We start from the raw sequence: 22,660 nt of genomic DNA, 5'->3' as shown, positions 1-22,660 counted from the left end.
TAATAAAAACAACAAAACAAATCCCTTTCAGCAAATATGGAGACTGAAAGGGATAGAAGGCTTTATATTTTCTTTAATGGTTTTAAAGGCGAATTCTGATTATACCAATTTTCTTCAGGGATAATATTTGAAACGGTCAAAATAAAGGATGGTATTCTTTCGACATCAAAAACAATGGCTCCAATTTTCTTCGAAAACATAAGAAATGCAGCTCCATGTGAAAAAGCCGACAAATCATTACCAATATGGAGTAATGACATTAATATTTCCTGTTTTTCATCTGAATCCATTAACACATGCGGTGAGAATCTTAAAATCCATTCCTCCCCCATAATTGAAAATCGGTACACCCGGACCCCACCCTCTACATGTAAATTTATTTAATTAAACATATGAGAGAACGAGGATTTTATGTTACGTTACTAAAAAAATCAGAATTTATAAAAAATTATGCAAATCCTTCATTTTTTTGGTTAAAAAACCGTTTACATTCCTTGACTGTCCAAAATCATTGATGTATATTTAAATCGTCATGTAACAATGAAAATAGTATTTATTATGCTAGCTTTGAAACATGATAATATTTAAACTTGGCACTTAGTAAGAAGTGCCTTGAAAGGTTTAGGAGGAAGAAGTACATGCAAAACGGTAAAGTAAAATGGTTTAACAACGAAAAAGGTTTCGGTTTTATCGAAGTTGAAGGCGGCGACGATGTATTCGTACACTTCAGCGCGATCCAAGGTGAAGGCTTTAAATCATTAGAAGAAGGCCAAGAAGTTTCTTTCGAAATCGTTGAAGGAAACCGTGGACCACAAGCCGCTAACGTAGTAAAGCTTTAATCCTTAAATTATAATGACCAATCAAAGGCTTACGAAATTCGTTAGCCTTTTTATTTGATCATTTTTTCATAAAAAGAACTTTTGTTTATGACAGCTTTTTCCCATATTCCTGTAGCTTTTCTCCAACCGTACATTGTGTTATGCAAAAACGGTGTGCCAATCTCCTGCCTCCTTCTTTTTTCAAATGCCGGTGCAGAAAACATCCCTCGCAGTATTCACCCATTAAGGTTTCAACAATACTTAACAGTTCCCTTCTGTCTGAATTTTTCACTAAGTTTGGCACCCCGTTTCTTATAAGATTAACGTTTTTGCGAAAATTTCCTTACCTTCTAATGCTTGGGTGGCCAATTTATCAGCTTCTTTGTTATCCTTCCTTGAAACTGCCGTATATTTCGGTTCAATCCCGAGTGCTTTTATCTTTTCCTCAATCCTATCAAGCCAGCGATTTAGTGCTTCTTCATAGCATGGCCATTCGCCTTCTAGCTGTTTTAATACCACTTGGGAGTCACCTTTAAATTCACAAGAAAGATGATGAACCCCTAAATCCTCTAAAATATTTAAGCAATAGTAAAAAGCGGCATATTCTGCTTCATTATTCGTTTCCATTTGATCAATTCGTTCATTGGCGCGTATACGGTATTTCTTTTTCCCTTGTTTGAAAAAAATCACTGCACCAAGGCCGGCCTGATTCGTTTCCTTTTGAAACCCGCCATCAAAATAAACAGTAATTTCATGAGGGTCTTCCTCAATTTCAGTTAACAGCTTCTTCATTTCCCTTAAAATCCAAGATGTCCCTTTTTCATCATAAAAATACAGGTCACTTGCTTTACCCGACTTTTCAAGCTCTTCTCCTGCTTGGATTGCTATTTCACCGGAAACCCATTCAGAAGAGAGCTGAATTTTTTCGCTTCCTTTAAATTGATGCTTCCATTCAAGCCTATATTTCATTTTTGCCAGCCTCTCTTGAAAAAATTTCGATTTTTTTGGTATTTTGTAATGCTGCACGATCAAACGTACTTTCTAACTATACTATGTTTAGTCCGTTATTCTTATCATACCCAGTTTTTTTAATGTTGGTATAGAATTAATCTATTCCTCCATGAAAGTGTTAAAATATGATAAACTTTTTTAGGAACTACTTACATGGAGGATACCGCTTTGATTGAAGTATATATTGACGGAGCTAGTGCAGGTAATCCCGGGCCAAGCGGTGCGGGAATTTTTATAAAAGGTAATGGGACAGTTGAAAAATATTCAATCCCTCTTGGAATCATGTCCAATCATGAGGCAGAATATCATGCTTTGATCAAAGCATTAGAAATATGTTTAGACAAAGGGTTTTCAAACACTTTGGTCTCGTTTCGAACGGATTCAGAATTAGTAAATAAGGCTATCGAAAAAGAATTTGTTAAAAATAAGCTCTATATCCCTTTATTAGAAACGGCATTACAACTATCAAATAAGTTTGATTTATTTTTTATAAAATGGATTCCTAGTATAGAAAATAAAGTTGCGGATGAGCTTGCAAGATTGGCCATTCGAAAAAACACATTGGGGGAACACTAGTCACAATGAAAAAACCTATTTTTGCAGATATCATCTTGCTTCTTGTCACAGTAGTTTGGGGAACTACGTTTGTTTTAGTTCAAAATGCGATAAATTTGCTGGAACCGTTTTCTTTTAACGGAATTCGTTTTTTAGCCGCAGCTATTTTGCTCATTGTCTGTCTTTTCATATTTGAGAGGAAACAGCTAAAGCTTTTGAATGTCAAATTAGTCCTTTCAGGAGTTTTCATCGGATTTTGGCTTTTCCTTGGTTATGCGACTCAAACCATTGGCTTATTATATACAACAACATCTAAAGCAGGTTTTATTACAGGCCTAAATGTTATTTTTGTTCCCATGTTTTCATTATTTTTATTCAAACAATATCCAAGTAAAAATGCGATTTTTGGTGTTTTGACTGCGACAGTAGGTCTTTTCCTGTTAACAATGACAGATGTCACGGGCTTAAATATGGGCGATGGCTTTGTGTTTATTTGTGCGATTAGCTTTGCTTTGCAAATTATTTTCACAGGAAAATATAGCAGTAAGTATCCAACCTTATTATTAACCGTCATTCAAATATCAACTGTTGCTTGTTTTTCAATGGTTTCCGCTTTTCTTTTTGAGGATTGGAAAAAGTCGTTTAATGTAATGGTATTGCTATCACACGATGTATTAATTGCCTTAATCATAACAAGCGTTTTTGCAACCGCGATTGCTTTTTTTGTCCAAACGAATTTTCAAAAGTACACCTCAGCAACCAGGGTTGCCTTAATTTTTGCAATGGAACCTGTTTTTGCGGCAATCACAGGTTATTTTGGGGCACATGACCACTTATCTTATAGTGCATTATTTGGCTGTTTGCTCATCTTTGCCGGAATGGTCTTTGCGGAGCTTCCAACGGGAAAAATTCCATTATTAAGGAAAAATAACAGCTTGGAGGGATAATCCCTTCGTTAAAAAACTCCCTTTTTCGGTTTGAAAGGGAGTTTTTTCTTAGGCCTATATTACCATTAATTCTTTCTCTTTGACAAATTTTATCGCATCTTTTCTTGACTTTATCCTGTTTAACATTAATGTTTCAAGTAATGAGACATAAAAACTGCCATCAAAGCTTTTTTGTGCCTTTAATGTCAGCTCAATTGCAGTATTAATCATTTCATCGGGAGCATTTGTGTAATGTTTCCCAAAGTAAATAAAACCAATCGCATCCTCTTGAAATTGAAATCCTTTTCCTTGCAAGTAGTGCAAAAATTCTTCCACTGTCCGCACAGACCAATACATCCCTCTCCATACAATCTTCAACATCCCTTTAAAATCTTAACTTAAAATTCCACCAATTTCTATCCTTTTTCGTAAACATATGACCTGCAATTCCAATTAACACGCCTATTAATGCACCCCCGACTACTTCTTCCGGCCGGTGCCCCAACATTTCTTTTAATCTTTTTGGTGCATTTTGTTTAAATTCCACCGTTTCCTCTTTTCGAATTTTCTCCATTAAATCATTCATCGTATTTACCTTTAAGGTAAGTTCACCAGTTTGACGGCGAATGCCTTGAGCATCGTACATAACAATTAACCCATAAATAAGCGATAGCGCAAAATCAAACGTGGGCAATCCTTGCCTTAGTGCAATATACGTTGTAAGCGTAGATACTCCGGCCGAATGTGAGCTGGGCATACCGCCTGTTTCGAAAAAAAGGTCAGGCCGCCATTCCTTCTTTTTATAATAATGAATCGGAATTTTCATCCCTTGTGCCAGTCCAATGCTGAATAGTGCTAAATAAACACCTTTGTTCATCTGATCACCCCTGCCGTTAGTTTTCGAAATCCCGAGTTTTATTATTCCCATTGGAAATACTAACAACACAGGAGGTGATTAGAGTTGAGTAAAAACCAAAATAGAAACCGCGGTGTGAAAGCTCCGGGGGTAAATCCTCAAGGATATGGACATGATGCCGAATTTGCTGAGGAACCAAAGAGCAAATTAGAAAATGCTGCCAAAAAGAAAAATACGAAATAACGAAAAATGGCTGTCCCTTGACGAGACAGCCGGTATATTAATTTAAAAAAGGAATTTACCAACGGAATTGCTATTATTTTTCACAGCACTATCAAGAATCTTAAACCCTTGAATTTGTACTGCATAAAAAAGTGGTTGATATCGAATTTTTAAATACGTCTCATAATCCAATTCCTTGAACCCTTTAAAACTCGGATAAATATTTGCTTCTAAAATCCACGGAAAACCATTTTCATCCAAAGCAATATCTAACCCAAATTCAGCAAAGTGCTCATCACCTTTATTCATTAAATAACAAAAGCTTTGACATAGCTTGATAATACTTTTATAGACGTTTGAATAGGAAAGACCCTGTGTCGATTTCTTTAACACTGTCTCCAAGGACATTCCCTCACCGCCCCTTGCTATATTGGTAAGGTCATCATTTTCACGGGCAACTCTGCATTCTATTCCTGAGCATTTCCATTTCATTTTATTGTATTTCTGCATAACAACCCTGACATCAAAGGCGCGATTATTTACTTTTAAAAGGGGGATATATGTTTGAAATAAATACCCTTGAGTAAGAATGCCAAAATTATCCAAACTCTCCTCTAATTCAGCCCTATCAAGGATAATGTGTTCAATTCGCGAATTATTCCGATAGTCGTATAAAATAAAGCCCTTTCCGGTCTTTAGGTTTTTTTCTAAAATGAAGATTCCTCGCCCACGGGATAAGCTTACCGGTTTTAAGATGATTTTTTGTTTTTTGTTTATAAAATCAATTAAATCATCGATACTCTGTAATAGAAAGGTTGTCGGTAAATGATCTTTTATTTCGGGCTCGTTTTTTAATAACAACAGGTCTGATTTTTTGAAATGGTAAGAATTAAATAAATTGCCTTCCGTCCATTCGATTAGGCGTTTTATACTTTCTTTATTTTGATGAAAATTTCTTCTGTAAATCGCCGAGGGGATTGGGGCGGAATCATATCGCCATTCCTTTGTTAATGGATCGTAAATCATCCCGTAAGCAATTTTTTCATTCCAATCCACTGACCGCGGGGAAAAGGCAATTGTTAATCCTCCAAATGTATCATATTCACCAAAGCGATCACAATATTTCTCCATATATGACAAGTTATATAGTTGATTTTTTTCCCCTAATAAAAAGCCGATTGTGGGACCAATTACGGCCTTCTTATTAGAAAATTGAATTTGATAAACCAAATCCAACGGCAAATGCATTTTATTTACAAGAGATTCGGAGATAAAAATATCGATTGGCTGGTGGTAAGAATTATTTCTTAATGGTATTGCATCTTTAAATACGATACATTGGCAAGGCTCTTCTTTAACGCCCAATTTTATACTGGTTGGTGATTTTTGCAATAGGTTACCAACCCGATCAGGTATTTTAATTGTCATCTCATTATCTTGAAAGGTTTTAAATTTTACCCAAAAGTTCATTTTTTTCGAGTAAGCTTCTTTAGAAAAATTCACCTTATTTGAAGTATCATCCTTTAGTTCATTTTTTCCTATATCGTCAATTAGTGAATTTCGTAAAATGAGATCTTTTTTCTGTCCTTTAATTATACGGATAGAATTCGCCAGATCAATCGGCCAATTAACAATTTTCCTGTATAATTTGTCGTTCCATTGATGCAAGTCTTTAACAATGGTAAAAATGGAATTTGTGGATTTCAGTTGTATTTCCCCAGTATCCTTAATGATAAATTGAAGACCTATTTCAATCTCCCCGGGGTAGTAATAATGGAGGATTTTTAAAATCTTTTGACTAACCTTATAGATTTCAGCTTTTAATTCTTCCTTTTTTATTTTTTTATTGAAGATAATATTATAGGCTTCATCAAATGAAAAAATTTTGTTATCCGAATCCTTTGCATATAAAATGGGAAGTTTCCATTTATGGCGAATTCCCTTTTGTCCGACTACTTGAAAGATAATAGGTGCAATAGTCTGCTGTTCTTCTTTTGCAATATATTGCTGTAATTCCTTTTGAGTTTCAAGTAAATCAAATAAATGTTTTTTCTTAATATTATTTCGTTCATTTATAACGTAAAATCCTGGATTCTGTGCGAGATCTATAATATTTCTGATCATTTTTTTTCGATTATATTTTATTGAATTATAAACAATTGAAGGAATTCTAACAAAACCTTTTTCAATTATTGTATTATCTTTTATACATAGTGCATTACCCTTAAGCTCATGTGATACAAGATGGTCACTATTAAAAAATAAAACTTCAATATCTAATTCTTCGCCTCTTTTGGCATATTGATAAAATATGGCGTCCTGACAATTGTCCGTCTGCTTTTGAATTAGTCTCTTCCATTCATGCCTAGATAAAAAAATGCCAATACACCTTTCATCCATTACCTTTCCACCTACACTCATTTTCTGGTCATTTATCATAATATATATTCAAATGAATATGAAATGGTATAGGCACAACTCTCTTTTAGTTTATATAGAAAAAGGCTGTCTCATATTGAGACAACCCTTACTCATGAAATAATTGCTTCATCTAATGGCAGGATTCGTTGCAAGCCGCGAAGCTCTAATTCCATTAGTTTATTCATTACTTTTTCCTTTTCAATTCTAAGCCCGGCCTCTTCTAAGGCGCAGCTAACAGGAACATCGCATTTAATTTCAGCCAATATTCTCGATAAATGAAGCATATCTAAATCCTGTTCGATTTTTGTCTTATTCGATTTTGAAAGGCGATCTAAATTGGAAATAATCCCTTCAACATGTTCGAATTCCTGTAACAACTTGAGGGCTGTTTTTTCTCCAATTCCTTTTACACCCGGGTAATTATCACTTGGGTCACCCATTAAGGCTTTTAAATCAATCATTTGCCTAGGTTTAATCCCTTTTTCTTCAAAAAAGGTTTCAGGTGTATGAACTAGGTAATTGCCATACCCCTTTTTCAACAAAATAACTGAAATATTCTCTTCAAGTAACTGTAGAATATCTTGATCACCAGTTAAAATTGAAACATTGGCATCATTTTTGGCTTGATTAGCAATAGTTCCAATGCAGTCATCTGCTTCATAGCCCGCTAATCCGATATTAGGTATATCAAACGAAGCTACCACCTCTTTTACTAAATCAAATTGAGGTATAAGTTCGACAGGTGCTTCTCCGCGATTCCCCTTATAATCTGAGAAAATTTCAGTACGAAAGGTTTTACTGCCCATATCCCAACAAACTGCAACATGTGTTGGCTTAAAGGATGAGACTGCAGTAAATAAATGCTTAACAAAACCATGGATTCCATTGGTCGGAATTCCTTTTGAATTTATCATAAATTGCCCTGTAACGGCCGTAGCATAAAAAGCACGGAATAACAGAGCCATTCCATCAACAAGCATAAGCGAAGGCTTTTGATTTTCCAATTTTTAGTCCTCCTTATAGTGTCCTAAAAACAACACGTTTTACATTATATCATAAGTTGGAGAGTGAAAATTTATTTTACATCATTTTCCTCAAAGGAAATCCAATCACTAAAACTTCCAACATAAAGCTTTACATTTTGATATCCTGCCTCTTTCAGCGACAAATAATTGGGAACTGCCGTCACACCTGAGCCGCAATAAACTATAACCTGTTTTTCCAAGTCAATTTCTGAAAACCTTTGTTTTTGCTCATCGGCCATTTTATATTGACCATCACGGAGGCCCTCGAACCATGGCTTGTTAATAGCTCCTGGAATATGTCCTGCTTTTTTGTCAATTGGTTCCTCAATCCCCAGATATCTTTTTTCCTCTCGTGAATCAATTAAAATCACTTTACTTGTACGGTCCAATGAAGCTTTTCTCACTTCTTCCATATCTGCTAATAATTCTGAATGGATGTTGACCTGAAAATCTTTCTTATCAAAAATAGGTAAATCTGTGGATACTGGATAATTCGCTTCATTCCAGCCTTTAAATCCCCCATTAAGCACGTACACTTTTTCATGACCAAGATAATGCAGAAGCCACCAAAAACGAGCAGAGTAGGCTCCTTCACCATTATCATATGCAACTACAAGCGTATGCTCATCAATGCCAGCTTGCTCCAGCTTTCCCACAAACTCATCTACATTTGGCAATGGATGTCTTCCGCCGTGCTCACCGACAGCACCGGAAAAGTCTTTTTCAAGATCAAAAAAGACCGCTCCGGGAATATGACTATTTTCATACTCCTTTCTGCCTTTTTCCGGTTCTGCCAGTGAAAAGCGACAGTCCACAATCCTTACGTTATTTTCGTTTACATTTTTCAGCAGCCATTCTTTGTCGAGAACGAATTTCATTTTAGCTCCCCCTCTTTAATTAAAATCCTTCTAACTTTTGCTGAATTTGAATTAACTGATCTAATGAAACACCACCATCTAATGCTGAAAGGAGACTTAAATAAAAATGTTCCGTCTGCACAGATATTTCGGTCAATAACCTATTAAATTCATTCGTTAGAACTTGGGCATAAAAGCTATTCATCCGATTTTTTTCATTGCTTAAATACTCGTCTGCTTCTTGTGATAACGTGTTATAAAGTGCATCACTCATGAATTTCTTTTCATTTTTTTCAAAAAATGATCTCGGATTTTTAAAATAGGACAAAGCTTTTGAAAACGATTGTTTATTTATATTTTTAAAGGCAGAATCGAAGTCTATCTTTCCTTCATGTTCCGTTTCAAAATTAGAATACGAAAGATCTTCATTGATTTCATGTAAGCCGTGAATGAAAGATTTCTGGTAATCAGACAGTAACTTTTCTGCAAATCTATCTAGACGAACGGTTGTGGCTCTCATCTCCTGAGCAAAATCAAAACCGAGACTTTCCAGGAATTCATCCAAAGCCGTTTGTACAGCTTTTTTCAAATTGCGTCCATCATCTCTAAGCGTTGCCGGATTAAAGGCCTCTTTAAAGAAATCGTTGAACCGAAGAAATACTCTTTGCTTAATGTAAAATATAAGCTCTTCGGATTCCTGGAACAAGCGATTCTGTAAGCTTTCCACATCAGCTTTTTCTAATAGTCCTTCAATCATTGTTTTTTGCTGTTCAATATCGAGTCGCTTTTGCTCTTTAATGGTCTTGTTTTCCTGTGCATTATGAATCAGTTTTATAACTAATTCTTGAACACGCCTTAATTCATTTCCTGCAGCGTTTATGGCCATTTCTGTTAAGTCATTCGAAATAAATTGATAAAACGCACGCTCAAATGCGAACATTCCTGAGTGAGACTCTTTTGTTTCTTGGATTTTTTCATTAATTGCCAGCAGACTTGATAAAGAAAATAGATGTGGATTTCTGATTCCGTATTTAACTAGCTGTTCTTTTACATATGCAGAAACTGTCTCTTTCTCCTCTTCGCTATCAGCAAGGTCAATGGCATTAATAATAAAAAACATTTTATCCATCTGAAATGAATCTTTCACCCTGCCCAGCTGAATTAAAAACTCCCTGTCAGCCTTTGAAAAAGCGTGATTGTAATAGGTTACAAACAAAATCGCATCTGAGTTCTTGATGTATTCAAAAGCAACCCCTGTATGACGGGCATTGATGGAATCGGCGCCCGGTGTATCAACAAGTGTGACTCCTTTTCGGGTTAATTCACAATCATAATAAAGTTCAATCCATTCGATGAAGCAGGATTTCTCTTCTTTAGCGACAAAATCGCTAAATTCATTTAAATCTGTTTCCATGACTGTCCCAAGTTGTTTTACATGGGGGTCGAAGCCCCTATTAAATGCCTGTAAAAAGGCAAAATGGGTTTTCTCCAAGACACCCTCTTGACCTTGTTGAACCATGATCAGGTCAATTTTCTTAGAAGCTTCTTCAAAATTAACTGCCTGTAAATCAAATACCTTTAAAGAACGATTTAAATCCTCCAGCATCGCAGCTGCTTCTTTAAATTTAACGAGAACCGTTCCGTGTTGATACGTTTCCGTAACCGGTTTAATTTTATTAATTGCCGCTGTTGTGGGGTTAGGAGATACCGGCAGAACTTTTTCTCCCATTAAGGCATTAGCAAATGAAGATTTGCCCGCGCTGAAGGCACCAAATAATGCCACAGTAAAGCCCTTGTTCTCCAACCTCCCAGCTTTTTCCTCTAACTCCTTACCTAGCTTTTGAAAACCTGGAAGATTGTTGATAAGCTTGGATGATTTATGGAGTCGATCTATCATTTGTTTTAAATGATCATTCTCATGAGGGATCTTCTCATTTTGACTTTGAATACAAGAACTAGATTTAGAAACCTTAGGTATGGCGGTTTCATTACCAGGCTCTCTCATCTTAGCCTGACCTTTAATCACTTCCACTTCTTCTACTGCCTGACTAAACAAATGATTATGATCATCCTGTTTGATATTTACTTGTGTTAGTAACTCTTCTAGTCTTTTTTCTTTAAGTTTCATTCTCTGTTCAAATGTATTGAGTTCAGTTAATGCGGTAATATAGTGTTCAATTCTTGCAAATTCCTTATCATACAGCTCTTTTTGTTTAGCTGTTTTTTCACCAAGTGACTTGAGGAATAAAACTTTAAATCCTGCTATCTCTTCCCTAGCCATTTTTTTTATTTCATTGGCAACATCTTCAGTGTAGTGAAGGACATATTCACCTGAAATCCTGGCACCGGGCTTTACTGTATCAACCAATAAATCGGTTGAAATTTGGATTGAGAAAGACTGAGCTTTAGCCGGCAATTCATTTTGGTCAAGAACTTTATCCTTTAAGACACGAAGCAAATACTCTCGTAAATGCCACTCGAGCTGAGATTTTGTTTTTTCAACCATATCTTCATAAAACCGTCCAAGTCTTGCATTTTTTTCTTCGTGCGTTTTTTGTTTAGAGAATAAAAATCCAACCTTAAATTCCGGCTGTAATGATTCAAGGAAAACCTCTGCTAATTCTCTTGTTTGGAAAGGCATTAAATAAGCATTCTTCAATATTTTTGCAATTTCCTGATCAAAATCCTTCTCCGTTTTTCCGATTTCCTCCGTAATAGTCTGAAGAGACACTTGGAGTTCACGGTAGACATTCGTAATTTCCTTTTTTTCATCTTCGGTTAATTCATTTAATGGTTCTAATATTGGCTGTAGTGCTTCTTCTTCTATTTTCCGAGCATGATATAAATGATCCCTTGCTATTTTTTTTAATGAATGAAGAACTGAAGGAACTAATAATTGGTCTTTGGACTTTAATTTATTAGAAATAAATTCCTGCAGCTCATTAAATTCATTAAAACTGTGGCTTGGATTTTTCAATGATGTATAAAAGATACGGGCCGGCTTCACTCCCCAAGAATAGAACGAATCTACCACACTCTTTTGAAAATCATGGAAACTCAGTTCCTCATCTTTATGTTTATCGATTTGGTTGATGACCAAATAGACTTCTTTTCCTGCTTCTGTTAACTCTTTTGTAAATAAAAAATTTAATTCCGCCTGGACATGGTTATAGTCCATTACATAAAAAATAAGATCGGCGAGATGGAGCGCTGATTCTGTTGCAATCCTATGAGCATCATCGGCAGAATCGATGCCAGGGGTATCCATAATAACTGTATTTGCAGGTAAAACGGAATCAGAGTGGCTGATTTCGATTTCCTGAATTTGGTCCCCATCTTTACAATAATTTTTTACTAATTCATAATCATACGGTGCCAAGTAAATGCGTGGTTTTTCATTTTTGAAAATAACCTTCGCATATTCTTCACCGGTCTTTACTTTTACGAGATTAGCACTGGTGGGAATAGGGCTGGATGGCAGTAAATTTTCACCAATCAATCGGTTAATCATCGTCGATTTCCCGGCAGAAAAATGTCCGCAAAAAGCGATTGTGTACTCACCATTTTCCATTTTTTTTGCAAGTTGCTTAATTTTTTCGGCCTGATCGTAATCCTTATTTTCAACTAAGTTTTCATATATAGAAATGATTTTACCTTTTATTGTTTGTATAGTTTCTTGCTGGTTCGCTGTTTGGACCATTAATCTATTTCCCCTTAAAATAATAATAATAGTTTTATTTTAAACGATTATTCAAACTTTTCCTATCTTGATTCCTATTTTGCTGTTATTTAAATAAAAAAGCCAGCAACTTTTTTTTTACGGGTTCACTTATAAAGGTGCAACCTTCGCATAATTTTAAAGCAACTGGAAAAAATACCCTTACACACATTAAGGAGAATACAAAATGCCTACGGTTATTTCAGTTGCAGAAGTAATTCCACCGTTTGAAATTAAACAAGAGCAAGCGTCAGATTTTGCAAGAGAACTGTTTTCTGAATCGTTTAAGGATATCGAAAGGCTCTTAAAAGCCTTTCAAAATGGACAAGTCGAAAAAAGACATTTTGTAAAAAATATTGATTGGTTTAAAAAGGAGAGCACATTTGAAGAAAAGAATAATGCATATATAGAGGCTGCTGTAGCATTTGGAAGGGTAGCAATTCAGGAGTGTTTAAGCAGTAACAGCTTCTTAAAAAAGAACATCCCTGTTGAGGAAATTGATGCGATTTTTTATATCTCGACGACCGGAATTGCAACCCCAAGTATTGAGGCTAGAATTATGAATCACCTGCCATTTAAAACACATACAAAACGGACACCGATTTGGGGGCTGGGATGTGCCGGGGGGGCTGCCGGATTATCGAGAGCATTTGAATATTGTCTTGCGTTTCCTAAAGCTAAAGTTCTTGTATTATCGATTGAACTTTGCAGCTTAACATTTCAAAGAAATGATCTTTCAAAAAGTAATCTAATCGGCACTTCTTTATTTTCCGATGGAATTGCCTGTGCATTGGTTTGCGGAGATGCAGTTAATATTGCAGAATTTCGAAAACAGAATACATCGCCGTCTATCGTGGCAACACAATCTACTCTGATGCCTGATTCCCTTGATGTTATGGGGTGGGATATAAAAAATGCGGGATTGTTTGTGATATTTTCCCGTGATATTCCCCATATTATTGAGGAGTGGTTAAAGCCAAACGTTTGCGAATTCTTAGCTGAACATCATATGGAACTTAAGCAAATTGAACATTTTATTGCCCATCCAGGAGGGAAAAAGGTTTTAGATGCTTATGTTAAATCGTTAGGAATACCACCTTCGATGACAGAACTCTCTTTAAAAATTTTAAAGCAATTTGGGAATATGTCTTCGGCAACCATTTTGTATGTGCTGAAAGAATTCATGGAGTTAGATATAGAAAAAGGCAGATACGGACTTGGTACGGCATTAGGACCGGGATTCAGCTCAGAATTACTATTAATGAGGTGGGTTTAAATGGCAGATATTATTCCATTTATTACCTTTTTTAATTTTATCCTTACTCAACGAATTGTTGAGTTATTAATTGCAAAGCGCAACGAAAAATGGATGAAGGATCAAGGGGCAATTGAATTTGGCCGGGAGCACTATCACTACTTGGTGTGGATGCATATGTTTTTTCTTATTTCTCTATGTATGGAAAAATTACTATTTAACAGAGAACTGTCCTCCTATTGGCCTTTTTTATTACTCATTTTTTTTATGGCACAAATAATTAGATTTTGGGTCATTTTTTCTTTGGGGAAATATTGGAATACAAAAATTATTGTTTTGCCTTTTGCAAACGTCATTAGGAAAGGTCCATACCGTTATATTAAGCACCCGAACTATTTTATCGTCTCTATTGAGTTAATTGTTGTGCCACTGCTTTTCGGAGCCTTTATTACAGCAGCTGTTTTTACGATCCTTAATCTCATCATCATGTCTATTCGAGTACCTGCAGAAGAAGCAGCACTAAAAAATTTGACAGAATATGATGGAACATTTAAAAGTTGCAATCGATTTCTTCCCAAGATTGTTAAATAAATGTGACAGATACCATTGCTATGTTGAAAATGATTATCACCTATGTTAGACTTTAATCAACGATGAAAATCATTCTCATCAATGAGTCTGGATAAGGAAGGTGTTACGAATGACTTTTGCTTTTGTAGGCGGAACAGTGATTATTTATGCATTTGTCATGAAGCACGTCTTAAGAAATGTATCACATTAATATAATTTAATTGCAAAACCAGTGAGAAAACCTAAAAGTTTACTTCAGAGGCATAAACAATAGAAAATCAATAAGGAGCACACGACATTTCACTCATGAAATTTTCGTGTGTTTTTTTATTTTTTAGGCACTGTGAAACTTGGTTGTTGATTTCCGCTCCTGGCGCTCGCTTTCCGAGGGTAAAGGTCCGAGAGCCTCCTCGGCGCTTTAATACGCCTGCGGGGTCTCCCGTGACCTCTCTATCCCGCAGGAGTCGAGCGCCCTCCGCTCCAATCAACAGTTGTAAAAAATCAACATTCGCCTTTAACACAGCCATTTTTAAAAAAGACTTTTTGCAATTTTTAACGTGTTTTCAATTAAAAATCAAATGGTAAATCACACTGCAAAAAAAATGCTTCCCCACCACAGGGAAGCAAACGTTTTGAAGGTTGTTGTTGTGCACCTAAATTATATCGCGGTTTTTAATTCTATTCATTACATAATGATTTCCAGTAACGCAACTTGTTTCCTGCTCCTGTAACAATAGCTCTTTTCCCATCTAATGGTAATGTGAGTAAAAACATCTTCAGTACCTGGTTTCTCCCTTATCATCATTATTTTACCATTTTATTTTCTCTTAAAAAAATGAAAAGCACCAAAATTGGTGCTTAAAGGGCTTATTGTTTTTCTGTTTGCTTTTGTACCTCTATTTTAATTTTTTTATTTGCCGGCAGTCCGCAGATTTTGCAATATTCTTCTTTGTTGTAAAGAAGACGGCACTGTTCACAATAGTATTTTTCCAAAAAGATACACTCCCTCATCCAAAGCTAAGTAGGGTATATAGTTTCATTTTATTTATTAAATTCCTTATTGTGACAAATACAAAAAACTAAAATTTTCTCTGACCTCCCTATCCCATTCAACTACTTTTATCACAGTTCACATGTGCGAATTCACATTTCCGCCACATTACCAACACGCATTTTGTGACATAAATCACTGTTACATCAGGTTTTTATCATTACCATGGTAATTAACTAAGGAATGAACAATTTGTGAACTTTAGAATTTCGTATTTTCCTTTCACGATTGTTTTGTATTATGAAAGAGAACTTATTTATTTTTTTTAATTATCAGAAGGGAGTGCAGGGGGATGGCAAAAGCTGAACTGAAAACAAAACAAAAAACAGAAGTAGAAGACAGTTCTTCTCTTAAGGGGACACTGGCATCCGTTTTCTTTTTGGGGATTTTTATCGTTGTTACCTGGGCAAGTGTCTACTTCTTATACCTAAAACGATTTTAAAAGATAGAGAGGGGGAAAAATTATGCATATGCATAAATACGAAAAAATATGGCTTATATTTGGAGTAGGGGCACTGGTGTTTTTCTTATCAACAATCGGTGTAAGCGCATTCTATCTAGGAAATAAACCGGCAAGCTGTTTAACAACTATAAATCCGACCAAGGTTGATCAAACAAAGCCATTTAATTCACCGGGACTTCACAAGGTTGAAGGAAAAGACTGGGACTATGAATTAGTATTTGTCGCTCAAACCTTCTCGTATAATCCTGCTCAAGTTAAAGTACCTCTTGGTGCAAAGGTTAGAGTTATTGCAACAACAAAGGACGTTGTTCACGGCTTCGAAGTCGCAGGAACCAATATTAATATGATGCTGGAACCAGGCTATGTCAGCGAATATACAACTACATTTGACAAAGCTGGAGAATACTTAGTTGTTTGTAATGAATACTGCGGGGCAGGTCACCATTTAATGAGTGCGAAGATTGAGGTGGTAAAATAATGGTTAGCTCTACTGCAAAAATAAAAGTTGATCCACGGGATGCAAAGCTTTCAATGGCCCATTTTTATGTGGCTTTTACTGCACTTGCTTTAGGGGGACTTATGGGTTTATTACAAACCCTAGTTAGATCGGGAAAATTTGAACTCCCGCTTGGGATTGGTTACTACGAAATTTTAACGGTTCACGGTGTTATGATGGGTCTTGTTTTAACCACTTTCTTTATTATGGGATTTCAGTACGCAGCAGTAAGCAGGACAGCCGGTCCTCATTCCCCAGCCGCTCGCCGGACGGGCTGGATTGGGTTTTGGGTAATGCTCTTAGGAACTGCAATGGCGGCAACAATGGTATTGCTTAATAAGGCATCCGTCCTATATACATTCTATGCACCATTACAAGCGCATTGGATTTTTTACCTGGGATTAACCTTTGTTGTTGTTGGAAGCTGGATTGATGGAGCTGCCCAAATTATGACTTATGCAAAATGGCGGAAGAATAACCCGGGAATGCTAAGTCCGCTGTTAAGCTTTATGGCTGTCATTAATACGGTAATGTGGATTGTAGCAACACTGGGAGTTGCAGCAACTGTTCTCTTCCAGCTGCTTCCTTGGTCGCTTGGTATCGTTCCTACCGTTGATGTTTTAGTCAGCCGTACCTTATTCTGGTATTTTGGTCACCCGCTTGTGTATTTCTGGTTACTTCCAGCCTATATGTGCTGGTATGCAGTCATTCCAAAAGTTATTGGCGGCAAAATTTTCTCAGATCCTTTAGCTCGTTTATCATTTTTATTGTTCCTGCTTTTCTCGATTCCTGTCGGTTTTCACCATCAATTAACGGAACCGGGAATTGATCCGGCTTGGAAATTCATTCAGGTTGTCTTAACCTTCATGGTTGTAATTCCATCCTTAATGACTGCATTTTCATTATTTGCAACATTTGAGCGGAACGGCCGTGCAAAAGGTGCTACAGGATTATTCGGCTGGTTCAAAGTCCTTCCGTGGAACGATGCCCGCTTTACAGTACCATTTATCGGAATGGCATCTTTTATCCCTGCCGGTGCGGGCGGGATTGTAAATGCTTCAAACCAAATGGATGAGGTTGTTCATAATACCATTTGGGTAACAGGACACTTTCACTTAACTGCAGCAACATCCGTTGTGTTAACGTTCTTTGGAATTTCCTATTGGCTCATTCCCCATTTAACAGGACGTAAATTAACAAAGGCAATGAATAAATTAGGAATTATCCAAGCATGGGTTTGGTTTATTGGAATGGTTTTCATGTCAGGAGCGATGCATGCTGAAGGACTTCTGGGTGCCCCAAGACGTTCCGCTTTCTCTACTTACGGTGGAGCAAAGCAAGCAGCTGAATGGATTCCCTATCAAATTGCCCAAGCAGTTGGTGGTTCAATCCTTTTCATCGGTATTATCCTAGTTATTATTATTTTTGTAAATCTTGCTTTCTTTGCTCCTAAAGGGGAAGAAGAATTCCCTGTCGGTGAAGCAGAAAATGCTGAAGAAAAAGCGCCAATGGTATTCGAAAACTGGAAATTATGGCTTGGTATTACCGCTGTTCTTATCCTTTTCGCTTATACGATACCGTTTATTGATATCATTCAAAATGCACCGCCGGGTGTCAAAGGGTATAAAACTTGGTAGAAACAAAACAGTATAGTAAGAGGCTGATTCACATAAAATCAGCCTCTTTTATTTTCATCTGTGCTACTCATTTAATTGATACACTTCTCCATACTTTTTATAAAGATAATCTACTAAATATTTTGAGTTTAGCCCTTCCCCTGTTATCGAGGTCATTATTTCAAGTGGCTTTTTTAGTTTTCCATACTGATGGATATTTCTTGTTAACCATTGTTTAATCGGAAGGAAGTTTCCTTCCTCCAACAATTCATCAAAGTTCGGAAGCTCCTCGAGCATTTTGTTCTTAAACTGTGCTGCATATAAAAAACCTAGTGCATAGGAAGGGAAATAGCCAAAGCTCCCCCCGGACCAGTGAACGTCCTGGAGAACTCCCTCCGCATCAGATCCCGGCCGGATACCTAAATATTTTTCATACATACGATTCCATATTTCCGGCAGGTTCTCCACTTCCATTTCATCATTAAATAACCCTTTTTCAATCTCGTACCTGATAATGATGTGGAGCGGATAGGTTAATTCGTCGGCTTCAATGCGAATGAATGAAGGCTTCGATTCGTTTATTGCACGATAAAAGTCCTCAATAGCAATTTGATCAAACTGACCATTTGCATATTTGTTTAAAAGGTCATAATTGTATTTCCAAAAGGGCAAGCTACGACCGACAAAATTTTCGTAGAAAAGTGATTGCGATTCGTGAATTCCCATAGAAGTACCGGAACATAATGGAGTACCAATCAAATCTTTTGAAATATTTTGTTCATATAGGGCGTGACCGCCTTCATGGATTGTTCCAAAAACAGCCGTCCGGAAATCATGTTCATCATAACGGGTTGTGACCCTGACATCACCGGGATTTAAACCTGTTGCAAATGGATGGACGGTTTCGTCAAGTCTTCCGGCGTCGAAATTGTATCCAATTTGAGCAAGCACATCTAAACTAAATTGGCGCTGGCTCTCCTTTTTAAATGTTTCAAACAAAAAATCAGTACATGGCTTTTTGGTTGAATCGGTAATTCGTTTCACCAAAGGCACGATTTTTTCCCTAAGCTCACCAAATACGCGATCCAATAGATCTACAGTGATCCCGGGTTCATACAAATTTAATAGTGCATTATACCTATTTCCTTCGAATCCCCAGAAATTAATGAACCGTTTCGTAATTTTAACTAATTTTTCTAAGTACGGTCTAAACATTTCAAAGTCTGATTTTTCTCTCGCTTCTTCCCATACACTTTCCGCCTTTGACTGGAGGATGACAAATTCTTTGAATTCCTCAGCAGGAATTTTTTTATTCTTCTCATAATTTTTTTTGCAATCTTCAAGGACTTTCCTTGTTTTTTCACAGAGTTCTGCTTTTGATAAATATGCTATGTACGCTGCCATTTCTTCAGATGTAGACATCTTAAATACTTCTGATGATAACATGCCGATTACTTCTGCCCTTTGGTCAACTCCTAGCTTAGGAGCACCCGTTCGTAGGTCCCAATAAATTAAGGCTAACGCCTCATGATAAGCGGACATTTTTTTTACATAATCTAAAAATTCCTTTTCAAGTTGTTCCACTCTAGAGTTCATTGATCTACCCCCTTTTAATACCACCTTAAATTTTATCATATTTTTCTGAAAATTATTTTATGGCCAAAGAATTGGATAAAAAAACAACAGAATATGAATTCTGTTGTAAAATAAAATTATAAGGAAAAGAGGATATTCATTGGAAAATAAAGTAAAATGCTTTAAGAAAGTTTACTGTGCAAGCGGGTTTAATAGCCCAATTAATAATTACTGATTACTTTTTAGCAATCGCTACCCGCCATTTATCTGGGCCTTCTTCAAGGTATTCCCAAGTAAATTGCTCGGTTCTTTCCATCATGAATTGATAATGAAGCGGTCTTGGATCATGATCATTTACAATTTGCATTACTTCACCAGATTTTAACTCGTCGAATCCATTTAAGATAGTCGGATGTTTTTCACGAGGTGGGTAATCTGGAACATTAATAATTTTCGTGAAGGTTTGCATTATTTTCACTCCTTTTATTTTGTTTTCTACTCTTTTATTATAAAAAACAATATCGTAATCAATAGTGAATATCATCACACCTTGAAGATGATATTTTTAATATTTATTGAACAACTGAGGAGGCATAGAAATGAAAGAATTAGTGGGCATGTGCAAAGGCTGCGGCAAAGACGTCTTTTGTTTTGACGGTTTTTTTAATGGTGTTATAACCGAAAAAAAAGAGATCTATTGTTTCGATTGTAATGAAGGATCGACAAAACATGAAAAAAATCCGCAAAGTTAACCTTGCGGATTTTTTTCTAACCTATTATTCCTCATCGATTGACAAATCTTTAACTGGCAGCATTTCATTCTCTTTATGTGTTGGTTTACGTAAATGGAAGAGAACCTTAATACAGAATATAACTAATGCAATAACACCAATTAAGAAAATTGAATCTGGAACAGCACGCCATGTTAATAATGTTTGTACAATATCCTTTTGTAAGAAGGATGCTGAACGAGAATGAGCATATCCATGATCAAATGCGTCTTTAATTTGAATAATCCCAACAGGAAGTAATGATAAGAACACCATACCAGCAAGACCTGCATTCAACATAATACAGCTAAATTTAACCCACTTATCATTCCAAGCCTCTGGTTTTACAATGTTTCTTAATGAGTAAAGTAGTAATGCAATTGCAAACATTCCATAAACACCCATCATCGAAGCGTGACCATGCGTAGGTGTTAAGAATTGTCCATGTTCAAAATAGCTGACTGCCGGAAGGTTAATTAAGAATCCAAGTACACCTGCACCAACCAAGTTCCAAATGGCAACAGAAATTAAGAACCAGAAAGTACCTTTGTAAGGGAAGTTTACTCCACCCTCACGCATCATTTTGTATTGCTCATATGCCTCGAGAATTAACAAAGTTAATGGAATTACTTCCAATGCTGAGAAAACGGCTCCAAGTCCGAGCCATACTTCAGCTGAACCATTATAATAATAGTGGTGGCCAATTCCGATTACACCACTGCCTAGAAGCAGGATTAATTGGAAATACAATTGTCTAACAGTGGATTTTTTCGTTACTAATCCTACTTGAACCAATAAGAATCCAATAACAACTACTGCGAATACTTCAAAAATAGCCTCTACCCATAAATGAATAATCCACCAGCGCCAGTAATCAGCAAAGGTAAAGCTTGTATCCGGGTTAATAAATAATGCAAAGATATAGAAAGCAGGTACTGCAATCGCAGAGTAGAACAAGAGGTGGATAAGTCCGCCCTTATCTGATTCCTTCTTAAGACCGGCTTTTATACCACGATAAACAATAAACAGCCAGATTAACATTCCCACAATTAAAATAACCTGCCAAACACGGCCAAGCTCAAGATATTCCCAACCATTGTTACCTAATAAGAACCAGTTATTTCCTAAATAGCCATTTGCACCAAGCCACTCACCAACCATACTTCCTGCAACAAGGATAACCAATGCCCAAAATAAAATATCTACCAATAAGCCTTGTTTCTTTGGCTCAAAGCCGCCTACAAGTGGTGCTACATAGATTCCCATGCCTAACCATGCTGTGGCAATCCAGAAGATCGCAAGCTGCAAGTGAAATCCCTTTGTAATATTGAATGGAAGAATATCATGAATCCATTTCATTCCGAAGAAACTATCAGGTTCTATATAATAGTGAGCGAGTAATGCTCCAAACATACATTGTACAAAGAATAAGATCGATACAATAACAAAATACTTTCCTGTTTTTATCTGTGAACTCGTTACTGGTATTTTCCTTAAATCAATTCGCGGGAAATTCCCTTCTTTATACGCTTCTCTCATACTAAATTGGTAACGGTAGAAAACGTATAGAATGATTCCAACCATTAAGACAAATAGTGTTACACTTGCTCCGCTCCACCAAACTGCTGAGAAGGATACATGATTTCCTGCATCTTCATAATAAGGCCAGTTATTTGTATATGTTATCTTATCCCCTGGGCGGACAGTACTTGAAAGCCATGCAGTCCAGAAGAAGAAATCAGAGATTTGGGTAATTTGATCTCCTTTTGCTACATAGGCACGATTATCTTTTGGCATATCTGAATCTTTGATTAGATTTGCCTTTAATCCCCAACCGTCACCTTTTGTAAATATTCCTTTATAATAAACTCTTACTTGTTTAAGTCCATATTCTTGTGCATTTGTCAGCTGCAATTTATCTTTGCTGCTATCATAACGATTTTTCCGCATTTCTTTGATTACATTATTTTTAATCACCGCTTTTTCGTCTTCCGTTAATGCAGCAAATTTTTTACCATATTTTTCATTCGCTTTATAGTCTTGCATTCCTTCCGTGTAAATCTTTAATGATTCAGCGGTATAGTCTGGTCCCATATATGAACCGTGACCTAAGACAGTACCATAATCCATTAAATCATACTTTTGCCAAACTGCCTGACCGCCCATAATCGTTTCCTTTGTGAATAAAACATCACCTTTTTCGTTGGTAACCTCTACTGGTCTAGGTGCCTGTTCTTTAAAAATCCAATATCCACCGCCCAACAATACAGTGAAACTTATCAAAAGTGTAATAATTAAAATAGATTTTAACAGTGCATTCCTGTTTTCCTTTACCACTTTTTTTGTGGGTGTTCCTCGTTCTATTTCCATACCCTTTCATCCTCTCTTATTCTTTTCATTTCGTATTGTAACTTTCACAGGGATCTCACAAAGTGAAGCAATTCATCCAACTCCT

The 22,660-nt window shown here is 36.3% G+C and carries 23 protein-coding genes; 10 read left to right on the top strand and 13 right to left on the bottom strand.

The genetic code is table 11. The annotated features are described in order from the left end of the window. Positions 1 to 62: 62 nt before the first annotated feature. On the bottom strand, positions 63 to 350 hold the full coding sequence (locus J2S10_RS03580) for a hypothetical protein (protein WP_307404445.1): 288 nt from the start codon (positions 348 to 350) through the stop codon (positions 63 to 65). A 288-nt stretch (positions 351 to 638) separates the two neighbouring features. Here J2S10_RS03580 and cspD point away from each other — a divergent pair, with 288 nt between their 5' ends. Beyond that, positions 639 to 839: a cold-shock protein CspD gene (gene cspD / locus J2S10_RS03575; protein ID WP_007084796.1), complete on the top strand. Its 201-nt coding sequence runs from the start codon at positions 639 to 641 to the stop codon at positions 837 to 839. Positions 840 to 924: 85 nt separating this feature from the next. Here cspD and J2S10_RS03570 read toward each other — a convergent pair whose 3' ends face one another. Continuing rightward, positions 925 to 1,110: a zinc-finger domain-containing protein gene (locus J2S10_RS03570; protein WP_307404432.1), complete on the bottom strand. Its 186-nt coding sequence runs from the start codon at positions 1,108 to 1,110 to the stop codon at positions 925 to 927. Between the two features lie 20 nt (positions 1,111 to 1,130). After that, the gene (locus J2S10_RS03565; protein ID WP_307404430.1) at positions 1,131 to 1,787 is read right to left on the bottom strand and encodes a reverse transcriptase-like protein; all 657 of its coding nucleotides are present in this window, start codon (positions 1,785 to 1,787) and stop codon (positions 1,131 to 1,133) included. 210 nt (positions 1,788 to 1,997) lie between these two features. On the opposite strand from J2S10_RS03565, the gene J2S10_RS03560 reads away from it, so the two are divergent. Beyond that, positions 1,998 to 2,405 carry a reverse transcriptase-like protein gene (locus tag J2S10_RS03560; protein WP_307404429.1) on the top strand — a complete coding sequence of 136 codons (408 nt, stop codon included), beginning with the start codon at positions 1,998 to 2,000 and terminating at the stop codon, positions 2,403 to 2,405. A gap of 5 nt (positions 2,406 to 2,410) precedes the next feature. Then, positions 2,411 to 3,331 carry a DMT family transporter gene (locus J2S10_RS03555; protein ID WP_307404427.1) on the top strand — a complete coding sequence of 307 codons (921 nt, stop codon included), beginning with the start codon at positions 2,411 to 2,413 and terminating at the stop codon, positions 3,329 to 3,331. 54 nt (positions 3,332 to 3,385) lie between these two features. Here J2S10_RS03555 and J2S10_RS03550 read toward each other — a convergent pair whose 3' ends face one another. Together J2S10_RS03550 and J2S10_RS03545 are read right to left on the bottom strand one after the other, a co-directional pair. Next, complete coding sequence (locus tag J2S10_RS03550; protein WP_370876154.1) at positions 3,386 to 3,655, bottom strand: DUF6123 family protein; 270 nt, start codon at positions 3,653 to 3,655, stop codon at positions 3,386 to 3,388. Between the two features lie 40 nt (positions 3,656 to 3,695). Continuing rightward, the gene (locus J2S10_RS03545; RefSeq protein WP_307404423.1) at positions 3,696 to 4,187 is read right to left on the bottom strand and encodes a divergent PAP2 family protein; all 492 of its coding nucleotides are present in this window, start codon (positions 4,185 to 4,187) and stop codon (positions 3,696 to 3,698) included. Between the two features lie 84 nt (positions 4,188 to 4,271). Here J2S10_RS03545 and sspL point away from each other — a divergent pair, with 84 nt between their 5' ends. Next, positions 4,272 to 4,409 carry a small, acid-soluble spore protein L gene (gene sspL, locus J2S10_RS03540; protein ID WP_307404420.1) on the top strand — a complete coding sequence of 46 codons (138 nt, stop codon included), beginning with the start codon at positions 4,272 to 4,274 and terminating at the stop codon, positions 4,407 to 4,409. A gap of 42 nt (positions 4,410 to 4,451) precedes the next feature. Here sspL and J2S10_RS03535 read toward each other — a convergent pair whose 3' ends face one another. The 4 genes from J2S10_RS03535 to J2S10_RS03520 form a co-directional block, all read right to left on the bottom strand. Further along, positions 4,452 to 6,788 carry a YheC/YheD family endospore coat-associated protein gene (locus J2S10_RS03535; RefSeq protein ID WP_307404418.1) on the bottom strand — a complete coding sequence of 779 codons (2,337 nt, stop codon included), beginning with the start codon at positions 6,786 to 6,788 and terminating at the stop codon, positions 4,452 to 4,454. Positions 6,789 to 6,919: 131 nt separating this feature from the next. Beyond that, a complete protein-coding gene (locus J2S10_RS03530) occupies positions 6,920 to 7,813 on the bottom strand; it encodes a 5'-3' exonuclease (RefSeq protein ID WP_307404416.1) in 894 nt (297 codons plus the stop codon). A 71-nt stretch (positions 7,814 to 7,884) separates the two neighbouring features. After that, positions 7,885 to 8,712, bottom strand: coding sequence for a sulfurtransferase (locus tag J2S10_RS03525; protein ID WP_307404413.1), 828 nt, complete (start codon positions 8,710 to 8,712; stop codon positions 7,885 to 7,887). A gap of 19 nt (positions 8,713 to 8,731) precedes the next feature. Further along, positions 8,732 to 12,391, bottom strand: coding sequence for a dynamin family protein (locus tag J2S10_RS03520; RefSeq protein WP_307404411.1), 3,660 nt, complete (start codon positions 12,389 to 12,391; stop codon positions 8,732 to 8,734). 205 nt (positions 12,392 to 12,596) lie between these two features. On the opposite strand from J2S10_RS03520, the gene J2S10_RS03515 reads away from it, so the two are divergent. After that, on the top strand, positions 12,597 to 13,685 hold the full coding sequence (locus J2S10_RS03515; RefSeq protein ID WP_307404409.1) for a type III polyketide synthase: 1,089 nt from the start codon (positions 12,597 to 12,599) through the stop codon (positions 13,683 to 13,685). Further along, positions 13,686 to 14,255: an isoprenylcysteine carboxyl methyltransferase family protein gene (locus J2S10_RS03510; RefSeq protein ID WP_307404406.1), complete on the top strand. Its 570-nt coding sequence runs from the start codon at positions 13,686 to 13,688 to the stop codon at positions 14,253 to 14,255. 846 nt (positions 14,256 to 15,101) lie between these two features. Here the strand turns inward: J2S10_RS03510 and J2S10_RS03505 are convergent. Continuing rightward, positions 15,102 to 15,227, bottom strand: coding sequence for a hypothetical protein (locus tag J2S10_RS03505; protein ID WP_307404405.1), 126 nt, complete (start codon positions 15,225 to 15,227; stop codon positions 15,102 to 15,104). Between the two features lie 350 nt (positions 15,228 to 15,577). On the opposite strand from J2S10_RS03505, the gene J2S10_RS03500 reads away from it, so the two are divergent. The 3 genes from J2S10_RS03500 to J2S10_RS03490 are packed head-to-tail and all read left to right on the top strand — an operon-like array spanning position 15,578 to position 17,881. Continuing rightward, entirely contained in the window at positions 15,578 to 15,727 is a 150-nt protein-coding gene (locus tag J2S10_RS03500; RefSeq protein ID WP_307404403.1) for a cytochrome c oxidase subunit 2A, read from the top strand. Between the two features lie 22 nt (positions 15,728 to 15,749). Beyond that, positions 15,750 to 16,226 (top strand): cytochrome c oxidase subunit II, encoded by a 477-nt coding sequence (locus tag J2S10_RS03495; protein ID WP_307404401.1) that lies wholly within the window; start codon positions 15,750 to 15,752, stop codon positions 16,224 to 16,226. Beyond that, a complete protein-coding gene (locus tag J2S10_RS03490) occupies positions 16,226 to 17,881 on the top strand; it encodes a b(o/a)3-type cytochrome-c oxidase subunit 1 (protein ID WP_307404400.1) in 1,656 nt (551 codons plus the stop codon). Before J2S10_RS03495 ends, J2S10_RS03490 begins: the two co-directional genes overlap by 1 nt. A 63-nt stretch (positions 17,882 to 17,944) precedes the next feature. On the opposite strand, the gene J2S10_RS03485 is transcribed toward J2S10_RS03490, so the two are convergent. Together J2S10_RS03485 and J2S10_RS03480 are read right to left on the bottom strand one after the other, a co-directional pair. Then, positions 17,945 to 19,456, bottom strand: a complete 1,512-nt coding sequence (locus J2S10_RS03485) for a carboxypeptidase M32 (protein ID WP_307404398.1) — start codon at positions 19,454 to 19,456, stop codon at positions 17,945 to 17,947. Between the two features lie 214 nt (positions 19,457 to 19,670). Continuing rightward, positions 19,671 to 19,904 carry a DUF2249 domain-containing protein gene (locus J2S10_RS03480; RefSeq protein WP_307404395.1) on the bottom strand — a complete coding sequence of 78 codons (234 nt, stop codon included), beginning with the start codon at positions 19,902 to 19,904 and terminating at the stop codon, positions 19,671 to 19,673. A 130-nt stretch (positions 19,905 to 20,034) separates the two neighbouring features. Here J2S10_RS03480 and J2S10_RS03475 point away from each other — a divergent pair, with 130 nt between their 5' ends. Continuing rightward, positions 20,035 to 20,187: a hypothetical protein gene (locus tag J2S10_RS03475; protein WP_307404393.1), complete on the top strand. Its 153-nt coding sequence runs from the start codon at positions 20,035 to 20,037 to the stop codon at positions 20,185 to 20,187. Between the two features lie 24 nt (positions 20,188 to 20,211). Here the strand turns inward: J2S10_RS03475 and J2S10_RS03470 are convergent, their stop codons facing one another. Then, positions 20,212 to 22,575, bottom strand: coding sequence for a nitric-oxide reductase large subunit (locus J2S10_RS03470; RefSeq protein ID WP_307404390.1), 2,364 nt, complete (start codon positions 22,573 to 22,575; stop codon positions 20,212 to 20,214). Between the last annotated feature and the right edge of the window lie 85 nt (positions 22,576 to 22,660).

Source organism: Neobacillus ginsengisoli (assembly GCF_030813055.1).
Note: the sequence above shows the minus strand (reverse complement) of the source record. Positions and strands in the feature narration are given on the sequence as shown.

Coding starts and splice junctions, on each gene's coding strand:
- cspD (WP_007084796.1), top strand. CDS start 639: ATGCAAAACGGTAAAGTAAAATGGTTTAACAACGAAAAAGGTTTCGGT.
- J2S10_RS03565 (WP_307404430.1), bottom strand. CDS start 1,787: ATGAAATATAGGCTTGAATGGAAGCATCAATTTAAAGGAAGCGAAAAA.
- J2S10_RS03555 (WP_307404427.1), top strand. CDS start 2,411: ATGAAAAAACCTATTTTTGCAGATATCATCTTGCTTCTTGTCACAGTA.
- J2S10_RS03545 (WP_307404423.1), bottom strand. CDS start 4,187: ATGAACAAAGGTGTTTATTTAGCACTATTCAGCATTGGACTGGCACAA.
- J2S10_RS03535 (WP_307404418.1), bottom strand. CDS start 6,788: ATGGATGAAAGGTGTATTGGCATTTTTTTATCTAGGCATGAATGGAAG.
- J2S10_RS03525 (WP_307404413.1), bottom strand. CDS start 8,712: ATGAAATTCGTTCTCGACAAAGAATGGCTGCTGAAAAATGTAAACGAA.
- J2S10_RS03520 (WP_307404411.1), bottom strand. CDS start 12,391: ATGGTCCAAACAGCGAACCAGCAAGAAACTATACAAACAATAAAAGGT.
- J2S10_RS03515 (WP_307404409.1), top strand. CDS start 12,597: ATGCCTACGGTTATTTCAGTTGCAGAAGTAATTCCACCGTTTGAAATT.
- J2S10_RS03510 (WP_307404406.1), top strand. CDS start 13,686: ATGGCAGATATTATTCCATTTATTACCTTTTTTAATTTTATCCTTACT.
- J2S10_RS03500 (WP_307404403.1), top strand. CDS start 15,578: ATGGCAAAAGCTGAACTGAAAACAAAACAAAAAACAGAAGTAGAAGAC.
- J2S10_RS03495 (WP_307404401.1), top strand. CDS start 15,750: ATGCATATGCATAAATACGAAAAAATATGGCTTATATTTGGAGTAGGG.
- J2S10_RS03490 (WP_307404400.1), top strand. CDS start 16,226: ATGGTTAGCTCTACTGCAAAAATAAAAGTTGATCCACGGGATGCAAAG.
- J2S10_RS03485 (WP_307404398.1), bottom strand. CDS start 19,456: ATGAACTCTAGAGTGGAACAACTTGAAAAGGAATTTTTAGATTATGTA.
- J2S10_RS03480 (WP_307404395.1), bottom strand. CDS start 19,904: ATGCAAACCTTCACGAAAATTATTAATGTTCCAGATTACCCACCTCGT.
- J2S10_RS03475 (WP_307404393.1), top strand. CDS start 20,035: ATGAAAGAATTAGTGGGCATGTGCAAAGGCTGCGGCAAAGACGTCTTT.
- J2S10_RS03470 (WP_307404390.1), bottom strand. CDS start 22,575: ATGGAAATAGAACGAGGAACACCCACAAAAAAAGTGGTAAAGGAAAAC.